General features: G+C 36.1%; 11 protein-coding genes. 9 read left to right on the plus strand and 2 right to left on the minus strand.

The annotated features are described in order from the left end of the window. Positions 1-3 precede the first annotated feature (3 nt). From KAOT1_RS11550 to rlmB, 8 genes are all read left to right on the plus strand, one after another. Positions 4-1,689 (plus strand): SusD/RagB family nutrient-binding outer membrane lipoprotein, encoded by a 1,686-nt coding sequence (locus KAOT1_RS11550; protein WP_007094995.1) that lies wholly within the window; start codon positions 4-6, stop codon positions 1,687-1,689. Positions 1,690-1,699: 10 nt separating this feature from the next. Further along, positions 1,700-2,605, plus strand: coding sequence for a hypothetical protein (locus KAOT1_RS11555; protein ID WP_007094996.1), 906 nt, complete (start codon positions 1,700-1,702; stop codon positions 2,603-2,605). Between the two features lie 137 nt (positions 2,606-2,742). Continuing rightward, positions 2,743-4,386 (plus strand): aryl-sulfate sulfotransferase, encoded by a 1,644-nt coding sequence (locus KAOT1_RS11560; RefSeq protein ID WP_007094997.1) that lies wholly within the window; start codon positions 2,743-2,745, stop codon positions 4,384-4,386. A 370-nt stretch (positions 4,387-4,756) separates the two neighbouring features. Then, on the plus strand, positions 4,757-7,873 hold the full coding sequence (locus KAOT1_RS11565) for a SusC/RagA family TonB-linked outer membrane protein (protein ID WP_007094998.1): 3,117 nt from the start codon (positions 4,757-4,759) through the stop codon (positions 7,871-7,873). Positions 7,874-7,883: 10 nt separating this feature from the next. Next, complete coding sequence (locus KAOT1_RS11570) at positions 7,884-9,308, plus strand: RagB/SusD family nutrient uptake outer membrane protein (protein WP_007094999.1); 1,425 nt, start codon at positions 7,884-7,886, stop codon at positions 9,306-9,308. A gap of 58 nt (positions 9,309-9,366) precedes the next feature. After that, entirely contained in the window at positions 9,367-10,164 is a 798-nt protein-coding gene (locus KAOT1_RS11575; protein WP_040559503.1) for a DUF1735 domain-containing protein, read from the plus strand. An 11-nt stretch (positions 10,165-10,175) separates the two neighbouring features. Next, positions 10,176-11,021, plus strand: a complete 846-nt coding sequence (locus tag KAOT1_RS11580) for a hypothetical protein (RefSeq protein ID WP_007095001.1) — start codon at positions 10,176-10,178, stop codon at positions 11,019-11,021. Between the two features lie 65 nt (positions 11,022-11,086). After that, positions 11,087-11,827 carry a 23S rRNA (guanosine(2251)-2'-O)-methyltransferase RlmB gene (rlmB, locus tag KAOT1_RS11585; protein WP_007095002.1) on the plus strand — a complete coding sequence of 247 codons (741 nt, stop codon included), beginning with the start codon at positions 11,087-11,089 and terminating at the stop codon, positions 11,825-11,827. Here the strand turns inward: rlmB and KAOT1_RS11590 are convergent, their stop codons facing one another. Continuing rightward, the gene (locus tag KAOT1_RS11590; RefSeq protein ID WP_007095003.1) at positions 11,828-12,586 is read right to left on the minus strand and encodes a rhomboid family intramembrane serine protease; all 759 of its coding nucleotides are present in this window, start codon (positions 12,584-12,586) and stop codon (positions 11,828-11,830) included. A 92-nt stretch (positions 12,587-12,678) separates the two neighbouring features. On the opposite strand from KAOT1_RS11590, the gene KAOT1_RS11595 reads away from it, so the two are divergent. Beyond that, a complete protein-coding gene (locus KAOT1_RS11595; protein ID WP_040559504.1) occupies positions 12,679-13,956 on the plus strand; it encodes a replication-associated recombination protein A in 1,278 nt (425 codons plus the stop codon). A 77-nt stretch (positions 13,957-14,033) separates the two neighbouring features. On the opposite strand, the gene KAOT1_RS11600 is transcribed toward KAOT1_RS11595, so the two are convergent. Further along, positions 14,034-14,948 carry a glutaminase gene (locus KAOT1_RS11600; RefSeq protein ID WP_007095005.1) on the minus strand — a complete coding sequence of 305 codons (915 nt, stop codon included), beginning with the start codon at positions 14,946-14,948 and terminating at the stop codon, positions 14,034-14,036. Between the last annotated feature and the right edge of the window lie 11 nt (positions 14,949-14,959).

Below are 14,959 nucleotides of genomic sequence, written 5' to 3' on the forward strand. Positions count from 1 at the left end.
ACAATGAAAATAAAAAATAATAAATTATTTTGGTTGCTAGGTCTAATACTTGTATTCTCTTGTGAAACAACAGAATTGGACTTATTAGTAGACCCTAATGTTCCGGCGCCAAGTGCATTGGATGCGGACACAAACTTGAACTTTATCCAAGTTTCGCTAGCTTCTTTCTTTGAAGATGCTACCGAATCTGGAGCAGAAGCTGTACGTTTGGAATACATGTTTGATACGTACGAAATTAACTTTAATAACACAAATGCCAGCAACTCTGGTATGTGGATCACAGGATATACAAACATCCTAAATGAAGTTGAAGCATTAATTCCTATTGCTTCTGCCGCTGGACGTTCTAGACACATTGGTGTTGCTAGAATTATCAAAGCATACACAATGATGACTATGGTAGATTACTTTGGTGATGTACCTTACTCAGAAGCATTACAAGGAAACAGCGGAATTGTTTTCCCTGCTGTAGATGCTGGTGCTGACGTATATGATGCTGCATTAGCTGAACTTGATTTAGCTTTAGCTGATTTCGCAAGTATTGACGGAAACACTCCTGGTTTTAATGACTTGTTCTACGGAGAAGACAATAGTTCTTCAATGACTAATTGGACTAAGTTAGCAAACACATTAAAACTAAGATACTATTTAAACAGAAGATTAATTGATCCAGCTGGTTCAACTGCTGGAATTAACGCATTAGTTGGTAGTGGTGATATCATTACTTCTAGTTCTGAAGATTTCAAATGGACTTCTGGTACATCAATCAATCCACAAAGTAGACACCCGTACTTCGTTGAAGAATACTTAGCTGCAAATACTGGGGAATATATTCCTAACTACTTAATGTGGGCATTAGCAGAAGAAAAAGGTTCAGATGATCCTAGATTAAGATACTACGTTTACAGACAAGTAAACAGCTTCCCTACTGATGAAGCTACATTAGATAATGAAATCAGCTGTTGGAATGATCCAAGACCTGCAACATATGCACCAATTGACGCTATGCAAGCAGTTCCACTTCCATTCTGTTCTCTATTTGGTAGAGGTGACGGATATTGGGGTAGAGATCACGCAAACCGCGAAGGTATTCCGCCAGATAACAACAAAAGAACTACATTTGGTGTATACCCTGTAGGTGGTCGTTATGATGACAATGATGCTGATACTATTGATGACAATGATGGTCTTCAAGGTGCTGGAATTTGGCCAATCATGATGGATTCATTTGTATACTTCATGAGAGCAGAAGCTGCACTTTTCTTAGGAACTACAGATAATGATGCTGCAATGTTAGAACAAGGAATCAGATCCTCTATGGCTACAGTTACAGAATTTCTACCTAACCCAGGAGACTTTACTAACGTAGCTACCGCAGCTGATATTGACAACTATGTAAATGATGTAATGGCAGCATACATGGCAGCATCAAGCGATGCTGAAAAAATGGACATTATTGGTAAAGAATACTGGTTAGCAATGTATGGTAACGGAGTTGAAGGATACAACCTTTACAGAAGAACTGGAGCACCAGGAAACTTACAACCAACATTGTTAGGTACAGGTACTTTCCCAAGATCATTCCTGTATCCGAATGTTACAGTAGATAGAAATATAAATATCTCTCAAAAACCTGGACTTGCAGTACAAGTGTTTTGGGATAATAATCCTGCTGGATTTATTCAATAAAAAATAAATTATGAAAAATAAATTTTTAAAAACAATTCTGGCTTTGAGTGTTATTTGCTTAGCACTCCATAGCTGTAAAGATGACGATACGTTACCTGTTGATTTTGATGATTTAATCAATACAGGACTTCCTTTTGCGTCTGAAATTACCACTAACGGATCTACGAATGTAAATAAGTTAGATCCGGCTAGTTCAAGCTTTTCTAAAGATTATCAATTAGTTTCTCCTGCTGGAGGAACAGACATCACAAAAGTTGAAGTATTTGTAAGCATTACAGGACAAAACATAACTGCACCTGAAGCTTTATTAACATCAGTTGATGCTTCCAGTTTCACTGCTTCTGCTACAGGAGGATATCCTGAAGTAAATATTTCATTTGATGGAGCATCTATAATTTCTGCTTTAGGAATTAATGCTACTGACTTAGAAGGTGGAGATACTTTTGATTACAGATTAGCACTAACAAACCCACAAGGAACTTTTTCTGATGTAAGTGCTAACTTTGATAACCAATCTGCAGATCATACTTTCTCGTCAACAGTAGTTTGTGACTCACCAACATTACCTGCTGGTACTTGGACTATTGATATGCAAGATTCTTATGGTGACGGATGGCAACCAACTTCTGGTAACGGTGGTGGACCAGGAATTACTATAACCTTAAGTGACGGAAGCGTTATTGAATTAGGCTTATGTACTCCATACGAACCGCCAGGTTATGCATGCACAACTGGACTTGCAAGCGGTACAGAAACATTCACTATACCAGCTAACGTAAGTGGTGATTTCACTTTTAATGGTGATTTCTGGGGAGAAATGTCTTATCAAATTTACGGACCTAGCGGTAGCACAGTAGCTACAGGAAATGCTGGAGCTTCAGCTGGACCAATTGCATTAAACCTATGTAACGAATAAGATAAAAGATTTTAAAAAAATCGCAGAGCAATATCAACTGCCTTTGAATAATTTTCAAAGGCAGTTTTTTTTTTATCATATATTCTTTAATTTTCGCATCTGAAAACTAAAGCTGGTTTTCAAAAAGATTAAATGCTATGAAAAATCAAAAGAAAACTAAGTCCTTTCTTTATGCTACACTATTATTTTGTATCTCGCTAAAAGCTCAAAATACAGTTGGCACACTCACCAACAATCCAGGAACTTTCAACGGATATACTTTATACGCACCTGCAGGTCACACAGAAACCTATCTCATTAACAACTGCGGAGAAATTATCAATCAATGGAGCAGTACTGTTGCACCAGGAAATGCTGTTTATCTACTAGAAAATGGAAACTTACTTCGCGCAGGGAAAATTTCAAACCCAGATGTAAACTTTGGAGGTGTTGGTGGAAAAGTTGAATTGTTTGATTGGGATGGAAATTTACTTTGGGAATATACCTACTCCTCTCCTACTGCCTCACAACATCACGATGTATTTCCAATGCCAAATGGAAACATTCTTATGTTAGCAGTAGACACGATGACAGAAGCAGAAGCCATTCAAGCAGGTAGAGATCCTAATGATATCATTCAAGGAAAACTATTTAATGAACAAATTTTAGAATTAGAACCTGTTGGCGCTAACGGCGCAAATATTGTTTGGGAATGGAATGTAAAAGATCATCTTATACAGGATTTTAATGCTTCAAGAGATAACTTTGGTATTGTAGAAGATAATCCGCAATTGCTTGACATTAACTTTTTAGGAAACTCCGCAGGAAATGCCAATTGGCTCCATTTCAACTCTATTCAATATGATGAACGATTAGATCAAATTGTTATTAGTTCTAGATTACTTAGCGAAATTTACATTATCGATCATAGTACCACAATAGCGGAAGCGGCAAGTCATTCTGGAGGTCTTAGAGGAAAAGGTGGTGATTTTTTATATCGATGGGGAAATCCGCAAGCTTACAAAAGAGGAACTGCAACAGATCAAAAATTATTTGGTCAACACTACGCACATTTTATTGCTGACGGCTTAGCGGATGAAAGAAAAATTATACTATTCAACAACGGTTTCAATCGCATTCCTAGTGTTTCGCAAATTGACATCATTGCTCCACCAGAAAATTCAGAAGGAGTTTACAGCTACACACCAGGAACTGCTTACGGACCAATAAATACTGATTACACTTATAAAAATATAGTTGAAACCGACTTTTATTCTAGAATACTATCAAGCGCACAAAGGCTACCAAATGGAAATACGCTTATTTGTGATGGTGATGATGGCTACTTTTTTGAGATTACTCCAAGTGAAGAAATTGTTTGGGAATATATAAATCCAGTAACACCTACAGGAATATTATCTCAGGGAGATGACTCAACCGCGTCCCCAAATTTAACTTTTAGAGTACTTCGGTATGCTGCAGATTATCCAGCATTTACAGGAAGAACGCTAACGGCTGGAGCGCCAGTAGAACAAAATCCCGATTTAATGGGTTGCACAATTCTGAATATTTCTGAATCGGAAACTCTTGATTTAAAGCTTGCACCAAATCCAGTTAAAAATACATTGACAATATCAGGAGATGCTCATATTGATTCTATTGAAATCTATTCTGTATTAGGAGAGCTCCTATCAACCACCCAAAACAAAGTAATTGACTTTAGCAATCAACGTTCTGGCATATACATTATAAAAATCTATTCAGACACTAAAATATCAACTACTAAAATCATCAAAGAATAGACAAAATTTAACAAAGGGTAGTAATCTAAATTTACAGTCAAATAAAAATCAACAATTAAGCAATAATCCTATGCTTTATATTGTTGATTTTTTTATTTAAAAATGAAATTGTTAATAAAGCATACGCTTTAATTTCAGTATTTTATCAATCCGTTAAAATATTTAACAAAACAATCGAATTTTGATAATTTTATGATTTACAATCGTGCATTATCCTCATTTCTATAGTTATAAGCCTGTTTATTAGCATAAAATAAACCATGTTTTTCAAAAAAACTTCACATTTCTAAGCATTTTTAAGAAAAAAAAATTGGATTATTAACATATAATTAGGATTTTTGGCGATAGCTAATTCAAATAAATTAAAAAAATGAGAACAAAGTTTAGTGGAATTCTAACGCTATTCCTAGCGTTATTTGTGCAAATTCTGTTTGCACAACAACAGACTGTCTCAGGTACAGTAACCGATGACACCGGTATGCCGTTACCAGGAGCAACTGTTTTGATTAAAGGTACAACCACAGGTAAAACTACTGATTTCGATGGTAATTATTCTATCAAAGCTAACAACGGGCAAACGCTTGTATTTAGTTATGTTGGATTTACTACTCAAGAAATTAAAGTATCATCTGCGACTATCAATGTACAGTTAAAACAAGGTGAAGCTTTAGAAGCTGTAACAGTTGTCGCTTATGGCGGTGCTGTAAACAGTGCTAAAGTAGCCTCTGCGATTGCAACAGTAGATGGATCAACTATCGAACAAGTTCCTATTAACTCATTAGACCAGGTACTTCAAGGTGCTGCGGCTGGGGTTAGTGTGAACACAGGTTCAGGTCAACCAGGTCAATCAGGTACGATTATCATTAGAGGTCGTAACTCGTTACAAGGTGATGTAGAGCCGTTATTCGTTATTGATGGTGTACCAGTAGATCAAGATAACTTTAGAAGTTTAAACCAAAATGACATCGAATCTTTATCTGTATTAAAAGATGCAGCTGCTACCGCAATTTATGGTAACAGAGGATCTGGTGGTGTAGTAATTGTTACTACTAAAAAAGGTAAAAAAGGTTCTGGAATTAACATCCAGTACAGAACACTTTACGGTGTTGCTGTAAAGCCAAAGACAAGATTTGAAGTGATGAACGCAAGTCAGTTCTTAAACTTTCAAAGAGATTTATTACCAGGTAACCAATTTGGAGACTCTTTAACAGATACTCAAATTGCTGCTATTTCAGCTCAAACAAATACTAACTGGTCAGATATATTCTTCCAACAAGGAACAACATTATCTCACGAATTAAGTGTTTCTACTGGTAATGAAAACACAAGTTCATATACTTCTTTACAGTACTATAAGCAAGAAGGTATTACGTTAGGTAGTGATTTAAAGCGTTTCTCTTTCAGAAATAACTTCAACGGAAGTTCTGATAGTAAGAAATTCAACTATGCTACTACATTAACGTTAAACTACTCTGTAAACAACTTTATCGTTGATGCAACAAGAGGAAACAATACTGGTGGTCAGTTAGACAACCCGTTCATTGTACCTTACATTGGATTACCTTACTTATCTCCTTACAATCCTGATGGAAGCATCAATATTGTAGGTACGCAATTAAGTGGAGCATTAAATCCTGATGGATCTGTAAATGCAAGTGGAGCTAACGGATTTGTTAACACTCCATACTTAGCATTAAACACAGCTAGATTAGGAACGGATCAAGAAACTGAATTTAAAGCAGTAGGTAGTATTTCTGCAGATTACAACTTTGCGAAAAACTTAACTGTTGGAGGTTCTGTTGGTATTGATTACACAAATATTGAATCATTATTCATAACTCCTCCAGGAAGTATTAGAGGTTTAATTACTCCTAACCAAGCTTCTGAGGAAAAAGGTACTCAATTTGAGAACTTCTTTAGAGATGCAAACTTTATTACGAATGCATTCATTAGATACCAAAATGATATTACAGACAAGTTAAACTTAACTGCTAGTATCTACGGAGAGTACAACTACTCTAATACGCAAAATGCAAATTTCCAAGCTTTTGGTTTGAACCCAGCTTTACCAGGATCAGGAAGTGGTTTTACTGCAGGAAACACTGCTGAATTCCCATCTGATACAAACGGTGATGGTGTTGATGATCCAGAAGATCAAGTTTTCAACTACATTCCAACTGTAGGTTCTTCAGAAACTGAAATCGCTTTAGCTTCTGTATTCGCAACAGTAGGTTTAGATTGGGACGGAAAATATGGTATTGACGCGACAATCAGACGTGATAAAACATCTCGTTTCCCTAAAAACCCAACAGGTACTTTCTGGTCTGTAGCAGGTAGATGGAATATCGACAACGAAGACTTTATGAGTGATGTAGATTTCATTTCTACTTTAAAACTTAGAGCAAGTTACGGAGTTGTAGGTAACCAAAACGTAGGAAGCCGTTACCAAGGTCTTCAAACTGTTAATGCTGGACCAAGCTACCAGTTAGGTACAGGATATACTTTAGGTACTTTAGTTGATGAAAACATCAAATGGGAAACTTCTAATCAGTTAAACGTTGGTTTAAGTTTTGGATTCTGGAATAACAGATTATCTGGGGAGTTAGATTTCTATAGAAACTTAACAAAAGACTTATTCTCTCAGAAATTATTATCTGTTGCAGGAACAGGATACAACCAAGTTACTGCAAACGTTGCAGACATGAGTAACACAGGTGTTGATTTACAGATTTCTTACGATTTATTAAGAAAGTCTCAAACAAACCCTTGGTCTGTTAGAATTCACGGTAATGGTAACTACAACAAAAATAAAGTTGAAAAATTACCTGGTGGATTTACAGGTAACAACTTACGTGTAGCAGAAGGATTTGCAGCTAACACATGGCACCAAGTAAGATGGGCAGGAGTTGATCCATCAAACGGACAGCCACTGTACTATGACATAAACGGAAACATTACAAATGTTTTTGATCCAAATGACGCAGTATACTTAGATAAAAACTTCGATCCTACTTACACTGGAGGTTTTGGAGCTGATATATCTTACAAAGGATTCACATTAAGTACTTTATTCTCATTTGTAGCAGACAGATATAGACAAAATAGTTCATTAGCGATTGTAGAGGATGCAGGATTAGCAGGATTTGCTAACCAGTCTACTACTTTATTAAACGCATGGACTACTCCAGGACAAGTAACTGACATTCCTGCTTTATCATTCGGAGGTTTACGTGCAGTTGATGGAGATCGTTATATCGAGGATGCATCATTCTTACGTTTAAGAAACATTACATTATCATACACAGTTGATTCTAAAATTTTAGAAAAAACAAATATCTTATCTGGGATGAGAGTTTACGTTCAAGGTACAAACCTTGCAACATGGACAAAATGGAGAGGATTTGATCCTGAAAGTAACCAGAGTACTGGTTTCTTCGACTATCCAGTTCCAAGAACTTTCTCTTTAGGATTTGACTTAAACTTTTAAAAAATAAAAAATGAAAAAATATTTTCTAATACCAATTATTGTTACCTTACTTTTCACAGTAAGTTGTGATGATCAATTAGAACGTTTTCCGGTAGATAGTTTGGTTGAAGAAACCGCTTATCAGAGTGTATCTGACTTAGAATCTGGATTACGTGGAGCTATCAATAGTATAAACCGTGGAGGTGGTCAAGCTAGTTTAATCGCTTTTAACTCCATCTTTACAGACAATACCAGACTCGGTGGAGACAATGGTGGACAACAATTAAACTTGTTAAACCAAATTTTAAACTCTCAAACAGGGGACCAAGGAACTTGGGCTGACAGATACAATGCTATAAACAACTTTAACCGTGTTTTAGCTGGAGCTGCGGCAATCACGCCTGGTGCTGATGAAACTGATGCTTACAACAATGTATTAGCACAGTGCTATGCTTTTAGAGCTTACTTACACCACGATTTATTAACATACTATGCTGAGGATAACATGAATCCTTCTGCTTTAGGTGTTTACTATCAAAATACAGTTTCTACTTCTGATTTCCCAGCAAGACAAACTGTTGGAGAAGCATTAACAGAAATTGACAATGATCTTACGTTAGCTGCTAGTTTAATACCTGCTAGTGCAACTGATAAGAACTATGTTACGGCAGACTTTATTACTTTCTTAAGAGCAAGAGTTGCTTTATATAGTGGAGATTATAACACTGCTATCGCAAATGCAAATACTTTAATTGCTAGTTATTCATTAGCTAACCAAGCTCAGTATACTGCAATGTTCAATGGAGACACTGACACTACAGAGGTAATCTTTAAGTTTGACAATGTACAAGGAAACAACAGTAATATCGCTTTCAACTGGATCTTTACAGGTACAGGAGGAAACTTCATCGAAATGTCTACTGAATTATTTGGTCTTTTCCAAGCTGGAGATGTTCGTCGTACTGTAAATGTTGATCCTTCAAGTGATCCAGGTGCTTCACCTCCTGTATTAGTTATTGGTAAGTACCCTGCAGGTGCAGATACTAACTATATCAATGACTACAAAGCAATGAGACTTTCTGAAATGTATTTAGTTAGAGCTGAAGCTAACGCTAGAAAAGCGGCTCCAGATTTCGCAGCAGCAGCAGCGGATATTGCAGCAATCAGATCTGCTAGATTTGGATCTCCTCAAACTGTTGCTACTTATACTTCTTTAAATGAAGCAATTACTAGCATCAAAGCTGAGAGCAGACTAGAATTTTGTTTTGAAGCAAAAAGATATATTGATATTCAGAGATATAAGAATATCTTAAATGAAGGTATCGAAAGAGATGCTCCTGATTGTCAAGGAGGTATTCCTTGTTCACTTCCAGTATCGTCTCCGAAATTTATTTTCCCGGTACCGCAAGCTGAAATAAATGCTAACCCTAACATGGTCCAAAACTCTGGATACTAATAACTAAAAAAAGAAAGTAATGAAAAAAATCGCAATACTTTTCATAGGTGCTTTGTTTATGTTCACATCATGTGAGGAGACGCAATCACCAATATATGATGGTAGCCAAACATTGGCTTACTTTAATGGAACTTCTTCTACATTAGAAGTTGAGATCAACGATACTAACACTGTAGATATTTCTGTAGGAGTTAGTACTACATCATCAACTGACAGAACTGTAATGGTTTCTGTTGATGCTGACAATACAAGTGCTACAAGTGGAATGTACTCATTCTCATCTACCGTAACAATTCCTGCTAATGAGTTTTTTGGAACTTTAACAGTAACAGGTATCGATGACGGATTAACTACTGCTGGAGAAACTTTATCATTAAAGATTGATTCTGTTGACGGTGGTGTCGGAAGTTCTCAAGTACACACTGTATCTTTAGTAGAAATTTGTCCTATTGCTCCAACATTTGCAACAGGAATGTACAACTTAAACTTTGTATCAGGTGGTATCGGTGCTGCTGGATTTGCTCCAGCTTTAGGTACTGGAATTACTGTTGAGTTAGTTGGTGGAGCTGCATCAACTGAAAGAACATTCAACGTAAAATGCTACCCAAGCTTTGGTTTTGCTAACCCACCAGTTGATTTTTCTTTCAGCTTGGTATGTGGTACTACGGTAGCTAACGGTCTTTTAGACGGTCAAGTTTCAGGAGTTGGATGTGGTGGATCTATCGCATTTGGTCCTTCAACACCAGGAACATACACTGTTGGAGATGACACAAACATGACCCTAATCTTCGCAGAAGATACTGAAGAGATTTGTGGATCTGTAGCTGTAACTTCCTATACATTAACTAAAATATAATCAACATTGTTATGAAAAAAATTATAAATTTACTCATCTTACCAATGGTATTGGTTCTTACATTTAGCTGTGTAAGTGATGATGACAGTAGATTTCAATCAGATCCAGAATCTGGATGGATTGAATTCCCTACTACTGAAACTACAACGTCAGTAAATAACTCACTAACGTTAATTACAGTTCCTGTAAACTTTACAGCTCCTATCAACACAAGCCCAGTAGATGTAACATATACTATTGAAGATGTAGTTGGTGCTTCTAGTGATGCAGTAACTGTTAGTGGAACAGTGAATATCGCTGCTAATACAAATTCAGCTTTAATTGACTTAAACATCATCCCAACTGCTGCTACAGCTTTGGTTGCTTCTGATATCTCTTTCGATATTGTATTACAAGGAGCTTCAAGAGGTGTTGGAGTTGGATTATCTGATGGATCTGCAGTAGTACGTCACAGAGTAAACTTAGTATGTGACCTTACATTAGACTTAGGTGGAATGTACAGTGTAACTACTAACTACGGATACCATGATTTCTTACCAAGCTTCAACCCAAATACTGAAGTAATGGAAGTAGTTGATAACGGTGACGGAACTTTCTTCGTACAAGATTTCTCAGGAGGTCTTTACAATGGAGGTCCTTACAGTACTGCTTACGGAACTGGTCCAACAAGTATGGACGTAGTATTTAGCAACTCTTGTAACAAAATCCAGTGGGAAAACCAAAGCGACCCTTGGGGAGCTATCATTCCTTTAAATGGAGGTGTTAACGAAGTTGACGTAGCAACAGGAGTAATGACTATCTCTTGGTTCTGTGAAGGATACGGAGAAAACGGAGTTTCTGTTTACACACCAATGTAGAAATAACATTTCAACATATACTAAAAACCACCCAATCGGGTGGTTTTTTATTTTATATTTGTGCCATGCAAAATAATAACACACAAATATTTGGTATTAGAGCCATTATTGAAGCAATAAATTCTGGGAGCACTATAGATAAAGTTTTTATTCAAAAAGGACTTAGAGGCGAACTATTTAACGAATTAGACCATCTTCTACGCTCAAACGCAATCAGTACTTCATTTGTTCCGCCAGAAAAGTTAAATAGACTTACCAAAAAAAATCATCAAGGCGTTATTGCATTAATTTCACCTATAGAATTTCATGATCTTGATACATTAGTATTGAATGTAATTGAATCTGGACGTGTTCCAAAGTTTTTGATTTTAGATCAATTAAGCGATGTGCGTAATTTTGGAGCGATTATTAGAACTGCCGAATGTACCGGAGTAGACGGAATCATCATTCAGAAAAAAGGTGGCGCACCTGTAAATGCAGATGCCGTAAAAACTTCGGCCGGCGCTATCTTCAAAATGCCAATCTGTAAAGTAGATCACATCAAAGATGCCATTTATCATTTGCAAAGTTCAGGTGTGCAAATCGTAGCGGCAACCGAAAAAACAGAGAATACATTGTATGATGTCGATTTTACAATTCCCGTAGCCATCGTAATGGGATCTGAAGGAAAAGGAGTTTCTCCTTCTATTTTGAAAATTGTAGATCATCAAGCAAAATTACCAATGCTTGGCGAAATTGCTTCTTTGAATGTTTCAGTAGCGTGTGGTGCATTTTTGTATGAAATAGTACGACAACGTCAATCGTAACTATTCTTCTTCTGTATTTTTAGAACGATCTACATAAATATAGTTTACTTTTATTGGCGTAGAGACAACTTGTGTGTCCTCCTCTACTTCATCAGGCAAAATTTCAATGAAGTTTCCGTTTTCATCAAAATGACGCATGAAAGGATCATCTTCTGGAACAAATTCTTCTTTTTCCCATTCAAAAGTTTCTTTTACATAAACTACAGGAAGAAAAACTGCCAATAGAAATCCTGTGATAAATCCACCTAAGTGACCTTCCCAAGAAATATGCGGTTCTACAGGAAATAAATACCATAACATTCCACCATAAATAAACATGATAATCAACGATAATGCCACAAATCGATAATACTTTGTAATAATTCCTTTAAAGAAAATAAAACTCATCAACACATAAATAAAACCACTTGCACCAATGTGATTGGCTTCTCTACCAATAATCCAAGTAATGATTCCTGAACCTAATAATCCTACCAAAAAAACAGTCCAACGTTGCGACCTGTAAAAATAAATAACCGCCATACTCAATAAAAATAACGGAATAGTGTTGCTCCAAAGGTGTTTCATATTTCCATGAATAAACGGACTGAATAAGACACCACGCAATCCTGTAAACGTTCTTGGGTATACTCCATAGGAGTTGAAACGAAATCCAAATCGAATTTCACTCCAATACACCAACCAAATCGAAAAGACAAATAAAAATGGTATCAGTACAACTTCTGGCGTAAATACAAACGGGTGTTCTTTGGGTTTCATTAACTAATTTTATATCAAGTAGTCAAAAAATTAGCCAAGATTCATCCGCATGAAAAATTGTCACTTTATACACAATGTACTACTTTTACACCATGAGTGAACCTTTAGCAGAACGCATTCGTCCAAAAACACTAGAAGATTACATAAGTCAAGAGCATCTTGTGGGAGAAACTGGTGTGCTTACACGCCAAATTCGACAAGGAATTATTCCTTCGCTCCTTCTTTGGGGACCACCAGGAACAGGAAAAACGACTTTGGCAAATATTATCGCAACCACTTCTGACAGACCTTTTTATACTTTAAGTGCCATTAGTTCTGGTGTGAAGGAAGTACGCGAAGTGATTCAACGTGCAAAACAAGACAATGGTTTGTTTACGACAAAAAACCCAATTTTGTTTATTGATGAAATTCACAGATTCAGCAAATCGCAACAAGATTCGCTTTTGGGTGCCGTTGAAAAAGGTTGGGTAACACTTATTGGAGCTACGACTGAAAATCCAAGTTTTGAAGTGATTCCTGCACTATTATCTCGCTGTCAGGTGTATGTATTGAATCCTTTCGGGAAAGACGATTTGGTAAAATTATTACAACGTGCCATTAAAGAAGATACAGAACTCGCCAAGAAACAAATTATACTTAAAGAAACAGAAGCACTCTTGAAACTTTCTGGCGGCGATGCACGAAAACTGCTAAATATTTTTGAGCTTTTAATCAATTCGGAAGGAACAGAGAAAGTAGAAATTACCAACGATTTGGTATTGAGTCGTGTGCAAAAAAACACAGTTCTATATGATAAAACTGGCGAACAGCATTACGATATCATTTCTGCTTTTATCAAATCTATCCGCGGAAGCGATCCTAATGGTGCTGTTTATTGGCTAGCGCGAATGATTGAAGGTGGCGAAGACGTAAAATTTATTGCGCGTAGAATGCTTATTTCTGCAAGTGAAGACATCGGAATTGCCAATCCGACAGCTTTGGTAATTGCAACAAACACGTTTCAGGCAGTTTCTATTATCGGTTATCCAGAAGCACGAATTATTTTGAGTCAATGTGCGGTGTATTTAGCAACTTCACCTAAAAGTAATGCTTCATACATGGCAATCAAAAAAGCGCAAGCTATTGTGAGAGAAACTGGCGATTTGTCGGTTCCGTTGCATTTAAGAAACGCGCCAACGAAGTTGATGAAAGATTTGGGTTATGGCGAAGATTATAAATATTCACACGATTACAATCATAATTTTGTGGCTCAAGAATATCTTCCTAATGAAATTTCTAACACTAAAATCTACGAGCCAGGAAGTAGTGCGCGAGAAAAAAGCATGCGTGACTTCTTAAAAAATCGTTGGAAAGATAAGTATGATTATTAAATGATGTTTTTGCCGAATCAAAATAGCTTTGCTTTCAAAAACTTCATTTGAGATAAAAATTCTTCTATTATCTCTTTTTAAAATATGGACGATTCGGATCTCGTTGTAAACTCTTCCAGAAATTTCATTCCTTTATATGAATTGCCTTTCTCGTTTAGTTTTGGACTCCAAACAGCAATTGCATATTGATCTGGATGTATGGCAATAATTCCGCCTCCAACTCCACTTTTCCCTGGAAGTCCAACCTTAAAAGCAAATTCTCCAGATTCGTCATAAAAACCACAGGTTTGCATTAATGCATTTATTCTTTTAGATTGACTTTCGCTCAATATTGATTTATTATTTTGTACAGTAAGTCCATTATTAGCTAAAAACAAGAACAACTCAGAAAGCTCTTTACAACTCATTTCCAAAGAACATAAATCAAAATAGAAATCAAGCACATCGCTAGGTTCATTTTCTATTTTTCCAAATGATTTTATAAAATTGCATAAGGCGACATTTCTATATCCTACAGCTTTTTCAGATTGAGCTATTTTATTCGAATATTGCAATGTGGTATTATTAGATATATTTCGAACAAACTCGATAAAATCTTCTTTCGGATTCTTTAAATTACTCAAAAGTATATCTGATACTACGATTGCACCTGCATTTAAAAATGGATTTCTAGGAATACCTTTGTCAGCTTCAAGCTGTACTAACGAATTAAATGCAGTACCAGAAGGCTCCACGCCAACTTTGCTCCATATTTCATCACCAACAATACGATAAGCCAAAATTAATGCTAGTACTTTAGAAATACTCTGAATAGAAAATTTATCATTATAATTACCAACACCAAAGTTAACTTGATGAATTGTTGTAATATGTACTCCAAAATTATTTGGATTAACTTTTAAAAGTTCTGGAATGTATGATGCGATTTCTCCTTTATCTTCAATGTCATTTATTTTCTGATAAATATCTCCGATTAGGTATTCAAATTTCATCTGTCTGTATT

This window comes from Kordia algicida OT-1, from assembly GCF_000154725.1.
GTDB classification, from domain to species: domain Bacteria; phylum Bacteroidota; class Bacteroidia; order Flavobacteriales; family Flavobacteriaceae; genus Kordia; species Kordia algicida.